Source organism: Sphingomonas sp. NFR15 (assembly GCF_900103265.1).
In the GTDB taxonomy this organism is placed as follows: Bacteria; Pseudomonadota; Alphaproteobacteria; order Sphingomonadales; family Sphingomonadaceae; genus Sphingomonas; species Sphingomonas pollutisoli.
Genome location: NZ_FMWX01000005.1, coordinates 148,145 through 166,445 on the forward strand (window position 1 = coordinate 148,145; position 18,301 = coordinate 166,445).

The 18,301-nt window shown below is 65.0% G+C and carries 17 protein-coding genes and 1 pseudogene; 4 read left to right on the top strand and 14 right to left on the bottom strand.

Features of this window, described 5'->3' with window-relative positions; translation table 11 throughout:
- Positions 1–198: 198 nt before the first annotated feature.
- The gene (locus BLS81_RS13060; RefSeq protein ID WP_093224478.1) at positions 199–597 is read right to left on the bottom strand and encodes a hypothetical protein; all 399 of its coding nucleotides are present in this window, start codon (positions 595–597) and stop codon (positions 199–201) included.
- Positions 590–1,714: a hypothetical protein gene (locus BLS81_RS13065; RefSeq protein WP_093224701.1), complete on the bottom strand. Its 1,125-nt coding sequence runs from the start codon at positions 1,712–1,714 to the stop codon at positions 590–592. The genes BLS81_RS13060 and BLS81_RS13065 overlap by 8 nt, the downstream gene beginning before the upstream one ends.
- A gap of 488 nt (positions 1,715–2,202) precedes the next feature.
- Between BLS81_RS13065 and BLS81_RS13070 the strand changes: the two genes are divergently transcribed.
- Both BLS81_RS13070 and BLS81_RS21145 read left to right on the top strand, forming a co-directional pair.
- Complete coding sequence (locus BLS81_RS13070; RefSeq protein ID WP_093224479.1) at positions 2,203–2,526, top strand: carboxymuconolactone decarboxylase family protein; 324 nt, start codon at positions 2,203–2,205, stop codon at positions 2,524–2,526.
- 124 nt (positions 2,527–2,650) lie between these two features.
- Complete coding sequence (locus BLS81_RS21145) at positions 2,651–3,202, top strand: hypothetical protein (RefSeq protein ID WP_093224480.1); 552 nt, start codon at positions 2,651–2,653, stop codon at positions 3,200–3,202.
- 237 nt (positions 3,203–3,439) lie between these two features.
- Here BLS81_RS21145 and BLS81_RS21150 read toward each other — a convergent pair.
- The 3 genes and pseudogenes from BLS81_RS21150 to BLS81_RS13090 form a co-directional block, all read right to left on the bottom strand.
- Positions 3,440–3,811 (bottom strand): annotated as a pseudogene (locus tag BLS81_RS21150) (nuclear transport factor 2 family protein); the annotation flags it as partial.
- Complete coding sequence (locus tag BLS81_RS13085; protein WP_093224481.1) at positions 3,808–4,266, bottom strand: YaiI/YqxD family protein; 459 nt, start codon at positions 4,264–4,266, stop codon at positions 3,808–3,810. The pseudogene BLS81_RS21150 and the gene BLS81_RS13085, both read right to left, overlap by 4 nt.
- A gap of 229 nt (positions 4,267–4,495) precedes the next feature.
- On the bottom strand, positions 4,496–6,358 hold the full coding sequence (locus tag BLS81_RS13090; RefSeq protein ID WP_093224702.1) for an ABC-F family ATP-binding cassette domain-containing protein: 1,863 nt from the start codon (positions 6,356–6,358) through the stop codon (positions 4,496–4,498).
- Between the two features lie 153 nt (positions 6,359–6,511).
- Between BLS81_RS13090 and BLS81_RS20790 the strand changes: the two genes are divergently transcribed.
- The gene (locus BLS81_RS20790) at positions 6,512–6,664 is read left to right on the top strand and encodes a hypothetical protein (RefSeq protein ID WP_176787155.1); all 153 of its coding nucleotides are present in this window, start codon (positions 6,512–6,514) and stop codon (positions 6,662–6,664) included.
- Between the two features lie 17 nt (positions 6,665–6,681).
- On the opposite strand, the gene BLS81_RS13095 is transcribed toward BLS81_RS20790, so the two are convergent.
- From BLS81_RS13095 to BLS81_RS13120, 6 genes are all read right to left on the bottom strand, one after another.
- Positions 6,682–7,986, bottom strand: coding sequence for a sensor histidine kinase (locus BLS81_RS13095; RefSeq protein WP_093224482.1), 1,305 nt, complete (start codon positions 7,984–7,986; stop codon positions 6,682–6,684).
- 41 nt (positions 7,987–8,027) lie between these two features.
- The gene (locus BLS81_RS13100; protein WP_093224484.1) at positions 8,028–8,747 is read right to left on the bottom strand and encodes a response regulator; all 720 of its coding nucleotides are present in this window, start codon (positions 8,745–8,747) and stop codon (positions 8,028–8,030) included.
- Positions 8,748–8,826: 79 nt separating this feature from the next.
- A complete protein-coding gene (locus tag BLS81_RS13105; protein ID WP_176787160.1) occupies positions 8,827–9,432 on the bottom strand; it encodes an EF-hand domain-containing protein in 606 nt (201 codons plus the stop codon).
- Positions 9,433–9,614: 182 nt separating this feature from the next.
- On the bottom strand, positions 9,615–12,005 hold the full coding sequence (locus BLS81_RS13110; RefSeq protein WP_093224487.1) for a hypothetical protein: 2,391 nt from the start codon (positions 12,003–12,005) through the stop codon (positions 9,615–9,617).
- Positions 12,006–12,285: 280 nt separating this feature from the next.
- The gene (locus BLS81_RS13115; protein WP_176787161.1) at positions 12,286–13,497 is read right to left on the bottom strand and encodes a TCR/Tet family MFS transporter; all 1,212 of its coding nucleotides are present in this window, start codon (positions 13,495–13,497) and stop codon (positions 12,286–12,288) included.
- Positions 13,498–13,552: 55 nt separating this feature from the next.
- Positions 13,553–14,338 carry a sulfite exporter TauE/SafE family protein gene (locus BLS81_RS13120; RefSeq protein ID WP_093224489.1) on the bottom strand — a complete coding sequence of 262 codons (786 nt, stop codon included), beginning with the start codon at positions 14,336–14,338 and terminating at the stop codon, positions 13,553–13,555.
- Positions 14,339–14,610: 272 nt separating this feature from the next.
- Between BLS81_RS13120 and BLS81_RS20795 the strand changes: the two genes are divergently transcribed.
- Positions 14,611–14,787, top strand: a complete 177-nt coding sequence (locus tag BLS81_RS20795; RefSeq protein ID WP_176787162.1) for a hypothetical protein — start codon at positions 14,611–14,613, stop codon at positions 14,785–14,787.
- Positions 14,788–15,128: 341 nt separating this feature from the next.
- Here BLS81_RS20795 and BLS81_RS13130 read toward each other — a convergent pair whose 3' ends face one another.
- From BLS81_RS13130 to BLS81_RS13140, 3 genes are read right to left on the bottom strand one after another with little or no spacing between them, the layout of a single operon-like run.
- The gene (locus BLS81_RS13130; RefSeq protein WP_093224492.1) at positions 15,129–15,536 is read right to left on the bottom strand and encodes a VOC family protein; all 408 of its coding nucleotides are present in this window, start codon (positions 15,534–15,536) and stop codon (positions 15,129–15,131) included.
- Positions 15,536–16,621 (bottom strand): hypothetical protein, encoded by a 1,086-nt coding sequence (locus tag BLS81_RS13135; RefSeq protein ID WP_093224494.1) that lies wholly within the window; start codon positions 16,619–16,621, stop codon positions 15,536–15,538. Before BLS81_RS13135 ends, BLS81_RS13130 begins: the two co-directional genes overlap by 1 nt.
- Before the next feature lie 8 nt (positions 16,622–16,629).
- A complete protein-coding gene (locus tag BLS81_RS13140) occupies positions 16,630–18,165 on the bottom strand; it encodes an MBOAT family O-acyltransferase (protein ID WP_093224495.1) in 1,536 nt (511 codons plus the stop codon).
- Positions 18,166–18,301 lie beyond the last annotated feature (136 nt).

Here is an 18,301-nt window from a genome sequence, read left to right on the forward strand (position 1 = left end):
GTGGGGCGGGCAAAGAGGGGGTGGGGTGCGCGGCGAGCGGAACCAGCACATTGAATACTTCGATTGGTTCATGCATGTGCCGATGATCAAAACTGGCATCAACCATAGCGGCTGCGCTGGGGTGAGCCGAGCACCCACAGTTTTTTGGGGTAGAGTTACTAACCTAGGTGATTGCTTCTATCACCCCGCTAAGCGGCGTCAGGGGTGAAGCTGTCCCCGCGCTACTGCTTTGCGCTTAAGTCGCTTTGATATGTTCTTCTGGGCCTTGTCTGCGTGGCCGGTATAATCCGCGAGGGCGTGGGCCGGATTGGCCGGTGCGGTCGGGGTCGCGGCTAGTGGATCATCCTGACAGGGGATGGCCTCCACCTGAAATTCGCCCACGCTCACCCCGAATACTGCCGCCGATTGACGGCCCGTACTAGTATACAACGCATGCGACGCGGCCGCTGTTGTCAACGAACCGCGATCTAGTGACATCAACCCGGCGTCATTCGGCTGGGGCTTGAAGCGGTCGCTTGCAGGCTCTCCATCTTGAATGAAGTTAGGGTGAATTTGCCTAAACATTACCTCATCGGCTGATGTCAGCGGGTTACCCATCAGCGGCGATCCGTTTGTCGAACTCCGCAACAAGTGCATCTACGCTTCTGAAATCATGCGGCTCCATTTCCGCGTCACCATCCACCTGGATTCCGTACATTTCTATTGCGCCGCCGCTCCCGAACTCAATCGAGTAGTCCCAACCGTCAATTTCAAAATCGATGAGGATCGCCGCTTCTTCTGTAGGGTAAATGCGATAAAGCTCACAGAACGCTGGCCGCTGATCGAAAAACTGGCTTGCGCTTTCTAGCGCATCCCCAGCAATCTGTTTTCCGCTTCCATCGTGCCAGCCATCCGGCAACGCGCGAAGTTCCGAGAGGCGCTTCATGGCCTTCTCAAAGGCGGCGCGAGCCTCATCAAACACGATGCCAACTTCGAACACATCAGACACGCCCCTAAAGCGATCTTGACTGTCGAGTTCAGCGAGAAGTTCGAATTGAACATCATTGTTGAGTTCATTGGCGAATTCTTCATAGATTTGAAACGGGTCAACGGGGATATTTATGTTTCCGTACTTCTCCGTCCTTACGATAATGTGGCCCTGATAGCCGCTGGGAACATAAGTCCCGATCAACTCACCGATGCCTTCGATGCGAGTCAAATAGGTCTCGCGAGCGCCAGTGATAAGCTGTTTTCGGCGAAGCGCGTCGAAGTACACGACGCCGCCAGTCCCGCGAGAGGTTAACTCGATAGTTTCGTTGTCCCGAAGTCCAGCCCCGAATCTATTAAGCGCCCTTACTTTTTCGGCATTAAGTGCGGTGATTCGTCCGTCTTGGCCGTCGATGAGCGCAACGACGTCATCGTAAGCGGCCTCAACAATCTCCTCAATCTCGTCGGCAAACCCAGGGAGATTGGCTTGAGCGCTGTCTCGGTTCCACTCCAGCTTCGGAATCGCGCTGCCTTCTCGTATCGAGATGAGGTCGAATGAGAGACTCTTGTCGAAGCCTTTCGGCACACGCTGGCGATCCGAGTTTCGCCGTCGCCATTCGTCCTTGGCGTAGGAAACAAGGAGGTCGCGGAAGGCCGGGAGATCAGCCAGCACCTCGACAGGAAGCCGCGCGTTGCGAAAGCGGCTTCCCCTGTAGTGCAGACTGAAAATCGTCGGTTCGTCTGGCATCGGCCCCTCGGTAGGCGGCATTGAGTATCTCGCGCGATCGCCAACGCCAACATTTTTTGTCAGGACATCGTTACTCCGCGCCGGCAAACAGGATACATGTTGGGCGTTCCCGCCAACATCATCGAAGTCACCGAGCTTAGAAGTGTATCCTTTGCCGAAGCTGCCGGCAGTCGGCGCCGTCGAACTGATAGCTCGCCAGCTCGGTGCTAGAGTCAGGTTTGCCAGTGTCGGTGATCCGAGGTGGCGGCACGAATGGGAGAAATGTCTCCGCTCGCCCCGTCCGCATCGCCGGTCATTCCCGCATGACAAGTCCAGCCACGCCGCTACGCACCGCGCCCCCGCCGGCCCACGCTTCCCCCGCCAACCCCCCACAAACCACCGCTAGAAACCTAGGTATGTCTGCCGCCGCGCCCCGTCTGCCCCGATATCCGGTGCATCGGCGGCGTCGAATACGATGTCCGCGCCGCCGCATCGAGAAGGAGTGCAGCATGAGCGGACCCGACTTCACCAGCCCGCGCGAGGCGGCGCGCGCCTTCACGCCCGAGCTTACCCGCTATGTCGAAGATCCGCTGTATGCGCAGGTGTGGGAGCGCGGCGGCCTGAGCAAGCGCGAGCGCAGCATCGCCACCGTCGCCGCGCTGCGCGCGCTGGACGAGCTTCCGGCGCATCTTCGCCGCGGCGTCGAGAACGGCGTCGACACGCGCGCGTTCAGCGAACTCATCACGCATCTCGCCTTTTACGCCGGCTTCCCGGCCGCGATCTCCGCGTCGGTCCGCGCCGCCGAGACGCTCGGGCCGCTCGGCGACGGCTGACGATCCTCGAACCGCCCCGGTTCGACGCCTCCCCACGAGAGACACCGCCCCCCGCGCGGGCCGGGCGCGGCTGGCCACCCCGTTTTCCTCCCGACCACCCCTGCAAGACGAAAAGGATAGCATCATGAAGGTACTTACGGACATCATCCTGTCGAAATCGGCATTCTCGGCAGAGATCGACGTTCCGATCGAGAAGATCGACATCGCCGATTGGCTGTTCAACCTCGCCGAGGCGGAATATCAGCGCTGCTGCCCGCCCGATCACATCGCCGCCGCCACCACCCACACCGATGATGGCCGGCTGATGTCGATCAATGTCGAGATGATCGGCACCGGTCTGGTCGTCCAGCACTATGTCGCCGAAGAAGCGGGGCCGACCTATTGCCGCATGAACTCGATTTCGGACGTGTTCACCGCCAACGGCCGCACCCAGGTCAACGTGATCTGGGAGCTCAAGGCCGAGCGCATCGACGGCGGCCGTACCCGTTACACCAATGCCGTGACCGCGCATCCGACCGACGCCTTCATGGACTTCATCGCCGCGCACGGCATCGCTTATGAGGACGCTGCCAAGGCGCGCCAGGATGCCGGCGGCGACCATAACAGCCGCGAGACGCCGCTGTTCGCCGCGAGCATCGCGCGCCGCGCGCTCGCGAGCGACACGAAAGCGGCCTGACGCTCGTCCCCGGCAAGGCGGCGCCGGAACGCCCCCGGCGCCGTCTTCGCCGAGGATCGTCGGGCCTGTCCTACACGCGGCGCGGGTGCCATATCGCGGCCCCGCCCGCCGACCGCGTCCGCCGATCATGGTCCTGCCCGTGCCATGCGCGGAGTGCGCGCGCGCGGTGTGTGCGTAAAAGTGACAGGTCCGTACCGTGTGCCGTGTGGCTGACCTTTGCCATTTTTCGTCTCGGCCGAGCGTCAGATACAGCTCCGCCTCGATCACCCAGCCGCCGCCGCGCTCGCGCCACTTGGCGGTATAGACCCCCGAGGCGCTGGTCTCACCAGCGATCACGCCCTGCCAGCGGCCGTGTTCGAACGCGATCGGCTCGACCGGCGAGGCCACGATCGTCTCGGGCGTGCGCGTATAGACGGTGCGCGGCGCGGCGGCGAACTCGCGCCGCCACGCCGCGAGCTGCGCCTTGCGCCCGTTCAGCACCGCGCTGTCGGTGCCGGTGACGAGCACCGCGTCCGCCGCGAGCAGCGGCCCGATCGCGGCGAGATCGCCCTCGGCGAGCGCGCGGTTGAACGCCGCGCGGCGCAGGCGGATGGCGAGATCGGCGCTCATCGCGCGCGCTTCACCAGCGCGGTGTCGAGCGCTTGCAGGAAGCGCGAGCGGTCGGCCTTGGCGAACGGCGCGGGCCCGCCGATCACGTCGCCGCCGGCGCGCAGATCGGCCATGATCGCGCGCGTCGCGATCGCCCCGCCGATCGAACTGGCGGTGAACGGCTTGCCGGTCGGCGCGAGCACGGTGGCGCCGGCCTTGAGGCAGCGGTCGGCGAGCAGGATGTCGGCGGTGACGACGACCGCGCCCGCATCGGCGCGTTCGGCGATCCAGTCGTCGGCGGCGTCGAACCCGTCCGACACCACCACGCGGCTGACCAGCGGATGCTGCGGAATGCGGAACGGACTGTTGCTGACGACGATCACCGGCACGTTCCGGCGATAGGCGACCTTGTAGATCTCCTCCTTGACCGGGCAGGCGTCGCCATCGACGAGGATGCGGGGGGTGGTGTCGGTCATCCGATGGTCCTGCAATTGCGCTCCCTACCACCATTCGTTCCGAGCGGCGTCGAGGGATAGGCCTCATGCGTATCGCGTCGTGTCTCGACTTCGCTCGACACGAATGGGGTGGTGGAAGGCATCCTCCGGCTTTCCGATCGTGCATCCCAAACCGTTCGTGTCGAGCGAAGTCGAGACACTTGCGCTTCGTCGCGGCCCCTCGACTTCGCTCGGGACGAACGGGTTGGTTCTAGGCCGCGATTCCCTCAAGCGATTCGCTGATCTCGAACCACACCGCCTCGGCCGCTTCGAGCTTCTTCGCCACCGTCGCGCGTTCCTTCGCCCGCGCGTGCGGGTTCATCCGCGCGAGCCACGGTTCCGCCACCGAGGGATCGGCGATGGCGCGGTCGATCGCGTCGCGCTGGCGGGTCAGCTTGGCGACCAGCGCCTCGGCCTCGTGCGCGCGCTTCTGCAAGGCGTTGGCCTGCTCGCGCGCGGCGTCGGCGGCCTTGTCCTTGGCTTTCGCCTTGCCCTTGGCCTCGGCGGCGGCGGGGTCGCCGGCGAGCACGAAGGCGATATAGTCCTCCATGCTGCCGTCATATTCGCGCGCGGTGCCGTTATCGACCAGCACCAGCCGGTCGGCGGTCAGCTCGACCATATGGCGATCGTGGCTGACGAGGATGACCGCGCCGTCATAGGCGTTGAGCGCCTGCACCAGCGCCTCGCGCGCATCGACATCGAGGTGGTTGGTCGGCTCGTCGAGGATCAGCATGTGCGGCGCGTCGCGGGTGATGAGCGCGAGCGCGAGCCGCGCGCGCTCGCCGCCCGAAAGCTTGCCGACCTTGGTGATGGCCTTGTCGCCCTGGAAGCCGAACCGGCCAAGCTGTGCGCGCACCGACGCCGGGGTCTTGCCCGGCATCACCCGGATCATGGTTTCGAGCGGCGTGTCGTCGCCGTCGAGTTCCTCGACCTGATATTGGGTGAAATAGCCGACGCGCATCTTGCCGCTCGCGTTCATCGCGCCGTGCATCGGCGCGAGCTGCGCGGCGAGCAGCCGGGCGAGCGTGGTCTTGCCGTTGCCGTTGCGGCCGAGCAGCGCGACGCGGTCATTGGGGTCGATCCGCAGGTTGAGCCGCTGGAGGATCGGCGTCTCGCCATAGCCGACCGTGGCGAGATCGAGCGTGATGAGCGGCGGCTTCAGCTCGTCGGGGCTGGGGAATTCGAACGACAGCGACGGATCTTCGGCCATCGCCGCGATCGGCTGCATCTTGGCGAGCATCTTCTGGCGCGACTGCGCCTGTTTCGCGGTCGATGCGCGCGCCGAATTGCGCGCGATATAATCCTGCAGCTTGGCGCGCTGCGCGTCCTGGTTGGCCTTGGCGGCGGCGAGCTGCGCCGCCCGCTCGGCACGTTGCCGCTCGAAGCTGTCGTAATTGCCCGTGTACATCGCGACGCGCCCGCCCTCGACGTGGAGGATCGTGTCGACGACGTTGTTGAGCAGGTCGCGCTCGTGGCTGATGACGACCATCATGTTGGGGTATGACTTGAGGAAGTTCTCCAGCCACAAGGTCGCTTCGAGATCGAGGTGGTTCGAAGGCTCGTCGAGCAGCAGCAGATCGGGTTCGGAGAACAGCAACGCCGCCAGCGCGACGCGCATCTTCCAGCCGCCCGAATAGCTGTCGAGCGGGCGGTTCTGCATCTCCTCGTCGAAACCGAGGCCGACCAGGATCGAGGAGGCGCGCGCCGGCGCGGTATAGGCGTCGATCGCGCCCAGCCGCTCGTAGATCTCGCCGAGCCGATCGGCATCCTCGCAGGTTTCCGATTCGGTCAGCAGCGCGGCGCGCTCGACATCGGCGGCGAGCACGGTTTCGATCGGCGTCGCGGTGCCCTGCGGTGCGTCCTGCTTGAGATAGCCGATCCGCGTCTTGCGCGGCATCTCGATCTCGCCGGTATCCGGGTCGATCGAGCCGATCATCACCTTCATCAGCGTCGATTTACCCGCGCCGTTGCGGCCGATCAGCCCGACGCGGCTCTTGCCGGGCAGCGCCGCCGAGGCGTTGTCGAGGATCGTCCGCCCGCCAAGGCGCACCGTGATACCGTTGATATTGAGCATAACGCGCGCGCTTACCATGCGGTGCAGCATTCGTCACCTCTCGGCGTCGACGGCGAAGCTGTGGAACATATCGCGGCCGCATGCGTTGAATCGTGCATAACCGACGGTGAGTCGAAAAATGACCTCTCTCCGCACGGATATGAGGAGCGAACGATGAACGGTGTTATCTATTTTCGCGCGGATCATGAACTGGTCGGCCGGGTGATCGCGGAGAAGCTGCGCCGCCGCACCGATCGTACCCGGATCGACGACGGCTTCCGCGTGGCGACCCGCAACGACGCGCATTTCGCCCCGGCTCTCGCGTAACCGGCACGACGGGCGGCCTAGCGCGGCAGCGTGATCGTCGCGCTCAGGCCGCCCTCCGTGCGGTTGGCGAGCATGATGTCGCCGCCCGCCTCGCGCACGATCGCGCGCGCCAGCGCGAGGCCCAGGCCGATGCCGCCGGTATCCCTGTTGCGCGAATGTTCGAGCCGCGTGAACGCCTCGAACACGTCGTTCAGGCGATCCTCCGGGATGCCGGGGCCGCGGTCGCACACCGCGATCCGCACCTGCTGCGGCGTCTCGGCGAGCTGCACCTCGACATCGCGCGCGTATTTCAACGCATTCTCGATCAGGTTGCGCAACGCCCGGCGCATCAGCGAGGGCCGCAGCCGCATCCGCAGCCGCGCCCGCTCCTCGAACGCGACCTCCTCACCCAGATCGAGGAAATCGTCCACCACCGCCTCGACCAGCGCGGCGAGATCGACCTCGGTCGGCGGTTCGCTCGGCCGCCCGAGCCGGGCGAGCGAGAGAATGTCGTCGAGCGTGCGGTTCATCTCGTCGATCGTCTCGGCCATGCGCGCGCGGTCTGTATCGTCGTCGACCGATTCGATGCGGACGCGCAGCGCGGCGAGGGGGGTGCGCAGGTCGTGCCCGATCGCGCCGAGCATCCGGTCCTTCTCGTCGAGCATCGCGGTCACGCGCAGCCGCAGCGCGTTGAACGCCGCGATCACGTCGCGCACGTCCTGCGGTCCGCGCCCCTCGATCGGCTCGGTCGGCTCGCCGGGGCGGAAGCCGCGCGCCGCGCCCGCCAAGGTGCGCAGCGGCTTGGAGATCTGCCGCGCCGCGACCAGCACCGGCACCAGCACGACGACATACAGGATGATCGTCTGCGAGACGAGATGCCAGAAGATCATGTCCTCGCCGCGGAACCACGGCACCGACAGCACCAGCCAGTCGCGGCCCGGCCGTTCGATCGCGATCATCAGCTCGCCGCCGGCGCGGCGAAACCGTTCGCGGCGTTCCTTGCCGGTGAAGCGCAGCCGTGGGTCGTCGGGCGTCAGCGTGCGTACCTCGGTCTCGACCCGCCCGGCCTTGATCCCCGCCTCGGCGAGCGCGGCGCGCAGGCTGCGTTCGATATCGGGCCGATGCTCGCCCTGCGGCGCGACCGGGGACAGCGCGAGGCTGCGCACGCGGCCGCGATCGGACCGCCTCGGGTCGCCGAACGTGTTGCGCTCGATCGCGTCGGCGATGCGCCCGACCACCGGCCCGGTCGCGCCCTCGATGCGCGCGCGCTGGCGCTCCTGCAACAACAGCGTGAAGTTGATCGCCTGCGCGACGAACAGCGCGACCGCGATCACCAGCGCCATCTGCCCGGAAAGGCTCCGTGGCCACAGGCGCGGGCGCAGCGTCAAAGCCGCGTGACCTCGGCCGCGAGCGTATAGCCGCCGCCCCACACGGTCTTGATGAGTTCGGGGTTCTTGGGGTCGGCCTCGATCTTGCGGCGCAGCCGGCTGACCTGATTGTCGATCGCGCGGTCGAACGCCGCCGCCTCGCGCCCCTGGGTCAGATCGAGCAACTGGTCGCGCGTCAGCACCTGGCGCGGGCGCGTCACCAGCGCGTGCAGCAGATTATACTCGCCCGTCGAGAGCGGCACCGATACCCCGTCGTGATCGACCAGGGCACGCTCGCCCGATTTGAGCACCCAGCCGGCGAAGGCGAACGATCCGGCGGCGGGCGCATGCTGGCGCACCCCGCCGCCGGCGGCACGGCGCAGGATCACCTTGATCCGCGCGGTCAGCTCGCGCGGGGAGAAGGGCTTGACGACATAATCGTCGGCGCCGATCTCCAGCCCGACGATCCGGTCGGTCTCCTCGGTCTTGGCGGTGAGCAGGATGACCGGGGTGTCGCCGGTCGCGCGGATATGGCGGCACAGGCTGAGACCGTCCTCGCCCGGCATCATGATGTCGAGGATGACGAGGTCGATCGCATAGGCCGCCAGCCGCATCCGCGCGCCCTCGGCGTCGCCCGCCTGGGTCACGCGGAAGCCCTGCTTCGTCAGGAATTGCGCGAGCGGTTCGCGGATCGAGCGCTCGTCGTCGACGAGCAGCAGATGCGGTGTGTCACCCATGGGGTCTGGGCTTAGCATAAAGCGTCATCCTGCCAAGGTCGCCGGGCGGGCGAGGGCGCGCGCCGCCCGGCGGCCGGTCCTATTGGCCGGCGTCGGCGCCCGGCGCCGGCATGCCGCCGTGGCGGTGGTGCATGTGCGCGGCGTTCAGCTCGGCCTTGTCGACGAAGCCGTCGTGGTTGGTGTCGAGCTTGGCGAAATGCGCGTCCGCCTGCGCCCGCATCTCCTCGCGGCTGATGCGGCCGTCATGGTTGGTGTCGATCTTGTCGAACCAGTCGCCATGGCCATGCGGCCCCGGCATCCCGCCCGCCGGCGGAGCCATGCCCGCGCCGCCGCGCGCGCCGAGCGCCGCCATCTCGTCCTTGGTGATCTTGCCGTCGTGGTTGGCGTCGAGCCGCTGGAAGCGCGCCTCCGCCTCGGCCATGAACGCCTCGCGCGTGATCGTGCCGCCCTGCGCGCGCTCCGCCATCCGCCCGCGCAGCTCGTCGCCGGCGAGCTTGCCGTCGTGATTGGCATCCATCCGCTGGAACCGCTCGGCGGACTGCGCCAGAAACTCGTCGCGGGTGATGACGCCATCGCCGTTGGTGTCGGCGCGCATCATCATCCCGCCGCCCGGACCCTGCGCCACGACCGGCACACCGGCCAGGACCGTCCCGGCGAGCGCGGTGGCGAGAAAGAGCATCTTCATCGTGATCGTCCTCATCGATGGACCCGGCCATCCCGGATCATCCGTGAGGATTTAGGCCGCGTCTGTACCGCGGCTATGTCAGTTCGCCCCGAAACTGTCGCAATGTGTCGCGTCGCTGGATGATCGCCCTCTCGGCGATGACCGACCCCTAAGCTGACATTGCTATCGAGAGGAAAGGCTCGTCACTCAGGCAGGAAGCCCAAAGCATAAACGCTCGGGCGCAGTTTGGCGGTCAGCGCGGCATAGGCTGTTTTGAACGGATCGAAGTCGGTCAGTTCGGTGTCGCCATGGGCTTCCAGCGCGCGGCGAATCTGATACCATCCGGCGTCGGGCCGCCCGAGCTTGTACTCGTCGCGTATCTTGCGCGGGAAGCTGGTGGCGTGGAAGCGCTTCCAGAGCGTGCGGCTCGTGTCGAGCACTGCACGCGCCTCGGGCGAAAAGGCCATGCCTGCGATGTAGCGGACCATGAAGTCGCTCTCGAACCGCCCCTTCGCGCCGACTTCGGCCTCGGTGAAGGGGATGAAGTGATTGACGAGGCTCCAGTCGCGATCGTTCCAGCGCAGGCCGTCAGCCCCGGCGGTCAGGTTGCTGCCATTGAACAGCATCCAAACGAGGCAGTCCGACTTGAACTCGTCAGTCAGCCGTTCGCTTGGTTGCAGGAACTGGTCGCGGTCGTTGAGCCAAGTCGGCTTAATCAAGCGGCGGACGCTGAAGACGATGGCCGCTTGCCATAGGTTTTCGACCAGTATGTAATAGCCGCCACCATTGCCACCTGTAAATATTGAAGAAGTGATAAGTGTTTCTAGTTGAGCATGCTGTAAATCGTTGTTGCTGGCATAGAGAAAACCAATCGCATTTTCGCACTGCCTCTTTGGACGAGGATTGTCAGAAACCTTGAGCGCATTAGAGAGCGGTAAAGCTGGTGCGCCGCGTGCCACAGGTCTATTTATCCAGACATTTAAAAGCTGATTGGTAGGCGCGGTCCGATAAATTTTTTCGCCGATGACCGCTCCCGCCCGATTCAAGACAGCAACCGGCGTTTCAGTAATATTCTCTTTCTGACTTTGATCCCAAACCAAGAAGCCAATAGGGAAATTTCCCTTCAATTTATCAAAAACCCGGCTCGGAACTACATAGCCTCCAATAAATTTTGCTCTCCAGCCTTGTCGGAATTTCTCAAAATTTGGAGAGTTAACATACTTTAGCTTGCTGAACATTGCTAGCGTGGCGGATGGCATTTCCTGCTGAATGCGAACAAGGAACTGGACGAAAAGCTCCTTACTTGCGAAACCGGCGCTAACGCGCTCCATCATCCTTTGAGCACGTGTGTTTTCGACACCCTTCTTGTTATTGTTCCCGCGTCCGATCCCGGAGCCAGTTTCCGCATAAGGCGGATTGATAAGCACTAAAATTTGCTTCGCGCCCGTCTTGCTCTCTTTCGCATCAGCGATCGCCTTCCGCAGCGCGATCGGCAGCTTGTTCGACAGACTGTGGTCAATCTCGCCGAAATCTGTGACGTCGTCGTTAAGATAATCGTACTGGAAAATTTCCGCTCCCGCGAAAGCAGGATTTGATTTCATGATCGTTACATCCGCCTTGTCGAGCGTCGACATGAAGACGTTGCGCAGGTTGCTGTGCTTAGCCTCGAGATTACCGACGCCCGCGCACATGTCCCATACCAAGTAGCGGTTCTGCCAGTTCTCGCCCAGTGTGGCGCGCAACTGATCATAGGCTTTGTCGACGATGTGCAGCGGTGTGTAATAGGCGCCCTTGAACTTCTGTTCGTCCACCGGGAGCAGGCTGTCGCGCCGTTCGAGCAGATAGTGGCGGTGCTTCTGCTCGGGCGGCCGGTGGTATATTGCCCAGAAATTACGATAGCCGCGATCGTTGGCCAGTTCGAAGGTTTCACCATTAAGCAGAAAGATCGGCCCGTCGGCAGTCATCAGCAGCCGCGCAGGCAGGTTGTGCATCGCCTCGTGCTCGCCGTCGTGCATGATGTCAGCGAAGAAGAGCACAGCATAATCCGCCTGCGCTTTTACGCCCAATTCCTGCCCGATCATCGCGACCCAGCGATCGAACACCTGTCGCAGATTGTCGGGCGTGATGGGCGTGCGGATGATGCGCCGTTGTTTGATCGCGTCCTTCACCGCCCGGATGAACGCCGCCTCGTCATGCGCGATCTCATATTCGACGATGTGCGTCTGGACGTAGGGCGCGATCTGCGCGCCCAGTTCCTTGCCCGCGCCCGATCCGGATTTCGGCCAGACAATGCTCTTGTCGTCGAGCAAGGGCAGGGCCTTCTCGGTTGGCATAATCGCGGCCTTGTCGCGGTCGATCACGGCAAGGAAAGCTGGGATCGGTTCGCCCCGCTTCTTCGCCGCGCGGACGTAGAACATCAGTTGTGCGAACATGATGATCGGCGGGGTCGAAACCGCTTTCGCTTCGAACCAGACCTCCTGCGTCTGGATATCGACTAGGTTTTTGGAAACGCCTTTGAGACCCAAGGCCGCTATGTAGGCGTCCTTGACGTCCTCCTCGGTTCGGGCCGTGGCGAGCGCCTGTGCGAGTGTCATCAAGTGTGGTGGCCCTGTTTCTCGTCTTAAGAATAAGATCGGTTGGTATACGGTCGTTTCACTGGTTGGCGATATCTAAGCCACCGCGTCCAGGCCAACCCTGTCCTACAGCCGCCGCCATCGCCATACTCCGCGCCATGCCCGTCGTCCGCATCCGCGCCGATCGTCCCAGCCCGCGTTCGCGGCCGGCCGGGCGCGTGCGCGCGGTCTGCGTGCCAAAAGTGACACTGCCCGTACCGTGCGCTCGGTGGGTCACGTTAGCCATGTTTGGCCGGCCCACTCACGCCGGCGCGACACGCTCCCATCGCACCAGCCGCGTCGCGACGATCACCGCCGCGACCCCGGCCAGCGCGGCGGCCAGCAGGAACGCCGCGCCCGGTGTGCCATGCTCGGTGCCGAACGCGAGCGTCTGCGTCATCGCGAGCGGGCCGATCACCTCGGCGACGCTCCCCAGGCTCGCCATGCCGCCCTGGAGCGCGCCCTGGTTCGCCGCATCGACGCTGCGCGAGAGCAGCGCGTTGATGCCGGGAAAGACCAGCCCGGTCAGCGATCCGAGCGCGATCAGCGCGAACACCATCCAGCCCGCGGTCGCGAAGTTGATCGCGACGAAGGTGATCACCGCCACGACCATGCCGATCATCACCGTGCGCGCCTCGCCGAAGCGCCGGATCACGTGGCCGGTGACGAACACCTGGGTCAGCGCCATCGTGATGCCGGACGCGGCGAGCGACAGCCCGATCATGTGCGGGCTCCAGCCGAAGCGGATCTCGCACCAGAACGCCCAGGTCGCCGGATACACCATCTGGCCGATCTGCCAGCAGAATGCGACGATCAGCAGCGGCGTCGCGCCGCCGGCGTGGAACACCGGCTTGAACGCGCCGAACGCGTTGGCGCGGCGCCAGTCGAACGCGCGGCGGTCCGCGGGCGCGAGCGTCTCGGGCATCGCGACCGCCATCCAGATCGCGTTGAGCACCGCCAGCGCGCCCGCGACGACGAACGGCGCGCGCGGCCCGAACCCGACGAGCAACCCGCCGATCGCCGGGCCGATGATGAACCCGGCGCCGAACGCCGCGCCCATCAGCCCGAACACCTCGCCCCGCTTCTCGGCCGGCGTCACGTCGGCGAGCACGGCGTTGGCGGGGCCGTAGATCGCGCCCGCGACCCCGGCGACGACGCGGCCCAGGAACAGCCAGCCCACCGTCGGCGCGAACGCCATCAGCGCGTAATCGACCGCGAAGGCGATCATCGCCGCGAGCAGCACGGGTCGCCGCCCGAAACGATCGCCGAGGCTGCCGAAGATCGGCCCCGCGACGAATTGCGCGGCGGCGAACGCGATCAGCAACGCACCGCCGGTGCGCGCCGCGTCCGAGAGGCTGCCGCCTTTCAACTGCACGATCAGCGTCGGCAGCACCGGCATCACGATGCCGAAGCCGATCGTGTCGATCAGCACGGCCGCCAGCACGATCGGCACCGCGCGATGTTCGAACCGCATTCTTGTGAAAACCCCTCCGCTCCGCACATGGGGCGCTACCACGGCTCGGTGGCCTTTAGAACAGGAGCTTGCCGCCCACCACGAGCAAAGTCAGCGCGAGGATCGCGCGCAGCACGCCATCGGGCACGCGCGCCGACAGCAGGCTGCCGATGACGATGCCCGGCACCGATCCGATCAGCAGGCTGCCGAGCAGGCCGACATCGACCGCGCCCATCACCCAATGGCCGATCCCGGCGATCAACGTCAGCGGTACAGCGTGCGCGATGTCCGATCCGACCAGCCGATTGGTCGGCAGATGCGGGTAGAGCGCGAGCAGCGCGGTCATGCCGATCGCGCCCGCGCCGACCGAGGTGAGCGAGACCAGCACCCCCAGCAGCACGCCGAGCGCGACCGTCAACTCGGCGACACGGCGCATGCTGAGCGCGTTGATCGCCGGCGCGATCCGCGCGACGATTTGCCGGCGAAGCAGCATCGCGATCGCCGTCGCGATCAGCGTCAGGCCGAGGACGATCGTGACCACATCGACCATGCCGCCATAATGTTTGCCGGCATAGCCGAGCGCGATCAGCGTCAGGACCGTGGCGGGCACGCTGCCGAAGGCGAGCAGGCGCACCACCCGCCAGTCGACGGTGCGGTTGAAGCCGTGGACGCCGGTGCCCACGCTCTTGGTCGCGGAGGCGTAAAGCAGATCGGTGCCGACCGCGGTGACGGGATGGAAGTTGAACAGCAGCACCAGCAGCGGCGTCATCAGCGATCCGCCGCCTACCCCCGTCAGCCCGACGAGCGTGCCGATCGCGAGGCCGGCGACGGAATAGAGCGGGTTGATACCGGCAAGAATCATGCGCGAGCCTCAGAAATGTCGGTCCGCCCATGCACTGCGCGTCACGCGGCCGCAACAAACAGAAGCTTGTCCGTCCATGCGTGCCGGTATCATCGCGACGTCAGGATGACGGTAGCGCTCCCATAATATTCTCGGACAATAGACTACGGCATGTCGGACAAACTACAGTTGAAGTTCGCTGCGACAAAGATATTGCAACGGATGGTGAAAAGACGGATCATCCCGCGATGGTCGAGACGGTTCGCGATTCGCTGGCAGCACATCTTCGATCGATGTCGATCGATAACTTCTCGATTTCGGGCGACACCGTCCGCATCGGGCGGACACATTGGGCGGCGAGCATCTGCCGCTGCGGAGACCCCCAGTGCGATGGCTGGTCTCTGGAACCGCTGCTTCCCGCCAGCATGACCCCCGACCGGCCCGCGCAGGGGCTCGGTGCCGCCCGCTGAGGCTCGTAAGTGCCTCTAATTCACGGGAAATATTGCGTTTTTCGCGGAACCTTAATCGCGCATGTACGTTTCTTCATGAAGCTGGGCGTCACCCGGACGTTCAAGCCGTGTTATAAGCGGCGCGATATAAAACAATCGTCGATCGGCGGACTCGCCATCGGCGGGTCGATTAGGAGAGTGCTATGGGTCGTGGGGAAGAGTCGCCCGTGGAATTGGCACCGGATCAACTGGCTGGTGCCAGCGTTCTCGGCGGCGTGGTCCTCGGCGGCGCGATCAGCCTGGTGATCTGGGCAGGGATCGTCAGCTTCTTCGTTTTTTGACGTCGGAGGCTCGCCCGCGCGTCATGACGCGAGCGGCTGGACGAATTCGATCTGAATCCCGCGCGTATCGACCGGGTTGACGAAGTTGCACAGGAAATCCCCCGCGCCCTTCACGGGCTCCGGCTCCAGCATGCGCAGCCCGCGGGTCGCGCACCAGTCCATCGTCGCGCGCAGATCGTCCACCTGATAGGCGAAATGGTGGACGCCGCCCGCGCCCTTGTTGAACTTCGCCAGCACGCTGCCGTCGTCGGGCACGACCAGTTCGATCACCGCGCCCGAGGCGGCAACGGTGAAGAGGCACCAGCATCCCCAGCGCGCGACATGGCCGCGATAGCTCTCGGCCAGCCCCATCTTCGCCATGAACGCGTCCGCGTCGGCAAGATCCGGGCAGATGATGCCGACATGGTGCAGAGTATAGGATTCGAACATCAGCGCACCCGATCATCCGGCAGGAAATGGAGTTGGCCGCGCCGCTCGCCGGATGCCAGCCAGCCGGCCAGCCAGCGCGATACCTTCCCCGATCCGGTGCGATTGAGATGCGCGTAATCCGAATAATTGCGCGCCTCGCTCCCGATCGCGCCCGCGTTCAGGACGAAACCGCGCGCGCGGTAGAAATCGGCGTCGGCGATCGGCTGGTCGTGCGCGTAAATCGGGAGATACAGAAAGCCGGTTTCGACATGATGCGCGTGCGCCAGGGCGATCGTGGCGCGCGTGTAATGGCGCTCGACGACATATTCATATTCGCGGAACCGCGCCGGCAGGAAGATTGGACTGCGCTGCGCGACCTTGCCCTTCGCCGCTTTCGCCAGCTCGGCCGCGGAGTGGATCGTGTCCCGATCGACCCAATTGCCGTGGACCGACCAATGGCTCAGGGTTCCGTCATGTTCCGGGCCGGCGTAGCGTTTCGGGTCGAAGCCGCGATGCACCCCGAACAGCCCCGGCATCTGCGTCTGGAGGAATAGCGAAAGTTGGCGATACGGCTGATAGGCGAGGTTGTCGAAATACTTCGGGTTGAGCAGGATGGGCGCGCGCAGCACGTCGCTGGTGTCCGCGACGTCGCGAAACGCGGGATGCCCGGTGCGTGAGGCATGTTCGATCAGCGAATAGAGGATCAGCTTGACCTCGGGATGCGTCGCCAGCAACTCCTTCGTCATCTCGTAATGGAGGTTGCGGCCGTCCTGTGGCAGCGACAGGTTGGCGACATGCACCCTCCGTCCAAGTTTCGCGGTGAGGACCGCCTCCACCTGCGGGCCGCTGACCCCGACTTCGGTGCGCGACGCCCCGATGATCGCTATGTCGATCGGCGTGCGGTCATAATGGAGCCGGTCATAGACCCAGCCGAGCGGCAGCATCGCCGTGCCGCCGAACTGCTGGTAGCGGATATGGCGGTCGTGCGGCAGCAAGGTCGCGCCGACGCAACAGGCTAGGAAGACGATCACGAACAGCGCGAGCAACCCGCGCCGCGCCGGGAAGGTCGCCAATGTCGCGCTCACGGTGTCGGTCGGCTGCGCCACGGTCCTGCTCAGAAGTTGAAGTAGATGAAGTTGGTGGTCCCGCGCATCACCAGCACGAAACCGGCGAACAACAGCACCGCCGAGGCGATCGTCCAGCCGACGGTGAGCCGCCATTCGACGGCGATACGCGGCGGATCGATCCTGCGCCACTTCGCCCATTCCAGCACCGGCTCATACCGCGCCAGGATCGCCTGCGTGTTGGGGGCGAGGTAGATGATCGCGTAGATGACCGCGAGGATCGCGAGCGCGGCGCCGAGGCCGCCCGGCCACGCGACTGGGGCACCGCCGCCTAGGCCGACCATCGCCCCATACATCCGCCACACCACGTCGAGCGACGGCGCGCGGAACGCCACCACCGCGACCACGAAGGCGACCAGGGTCAGCGCGCGGTACATCGGCTCGACGTAGAAGGGCGGCGGCCCCTTGCGCGCCTTGCGGGCCTTGCGATGGGCCATCCGCCAATATTCGTTCACCGCCATGTAGAGGCCCTGTAACACGCCGAACAGCACGAACGTCCAACCCGCGCCGTGCCACACGCCGATCACCACCATCGACAGCAGCGTCGGCACCGCGAACGACAGCAGGAAACTGGCGAGCTTGCCCGCCGCGTGATCCGCCGAGAACCGCGCGAGCGGGATCGTCAGCGGCTGGAAGATATAGCTTTGCGCCCAGCGGCTGAGCGTGACGTGCCAGCGCCGCCAAAGCTCGATGATGCTGGACGCGCGCAGCGGCGAATGGAAATTGAGCGGCAGCACCACGCCGAACATCCGCGCGGTGCCGATCGCCATGTCCGAATAGCCCGAGAAATCGAAGTAGATTTGCGCGGTATAGGCGAAGGCCGCGATCCAGCACGCCGCCATGCCCGGCGTCGCGCCAGCGGCCGCGGCGTCGAATGCGGGCGCGGCCAGCGTCGCGACGGTATCGGCGATCGCCACTTTCTTGAACAGCCCGATCGCGAAGATCGTCAGCCCGATCAGGATGTTGCTGCTCGCCGCGCCGGGCGGCCGGTCGCGCAACTGCGGCACCAGTTCCTCGTACCGCACGATCGGCCCGGCGAGCAGTTGCGGGAAGAACAGCACGAACCCCGCGTAATCGCGCACGCGCTTCATCTCGAAGCGGCCGCGCGCGAGATCGACGAGGAAGCCGATCTGCTGGAAGGTGAAGAACGAGATGCCCAGCGGCAGCGCGATGTGGCGAAGCGGCAGGTTCAGCCCGAACAGCCCGCCCGCACCGACGATCACCGCCGCCGAATATTTGAAATAGAACAGCAAAGCGAGATCGAAGCCGATCCCCGCCGCCAGCGGCCAGCGCGCCGATCGGCCGCTCCGGCGCCGCGCCGCGATCCAGCGCGCCGCTGCGTAATTCACCGCAACCGAGACCAGCAGCAACAAAATGAATTTTTTGCCGCCGATCGTGTAGAAAAGAATCGTCAGCGCGATCAGGAACGGCTGGCGCCAGCGTGCCGCCAACGCGCAGACGAGATGATGGAGAATCAGGGCGGCCGGTAGAAACAGCAGCAAAAAACCGGCCGAATTGAACAACATGGATTGCGCCGCCCGCCAAGCTTTGTGACCGCCTCGGCCGCGTTGACCTTACGATCCGTCGGCCCCCGGGCGCCGTGGTGCGGCCAAGCGCGGGATTTGTCCAGCCGCGCGGCCTCAGATTTCCGCGATGCGGCGA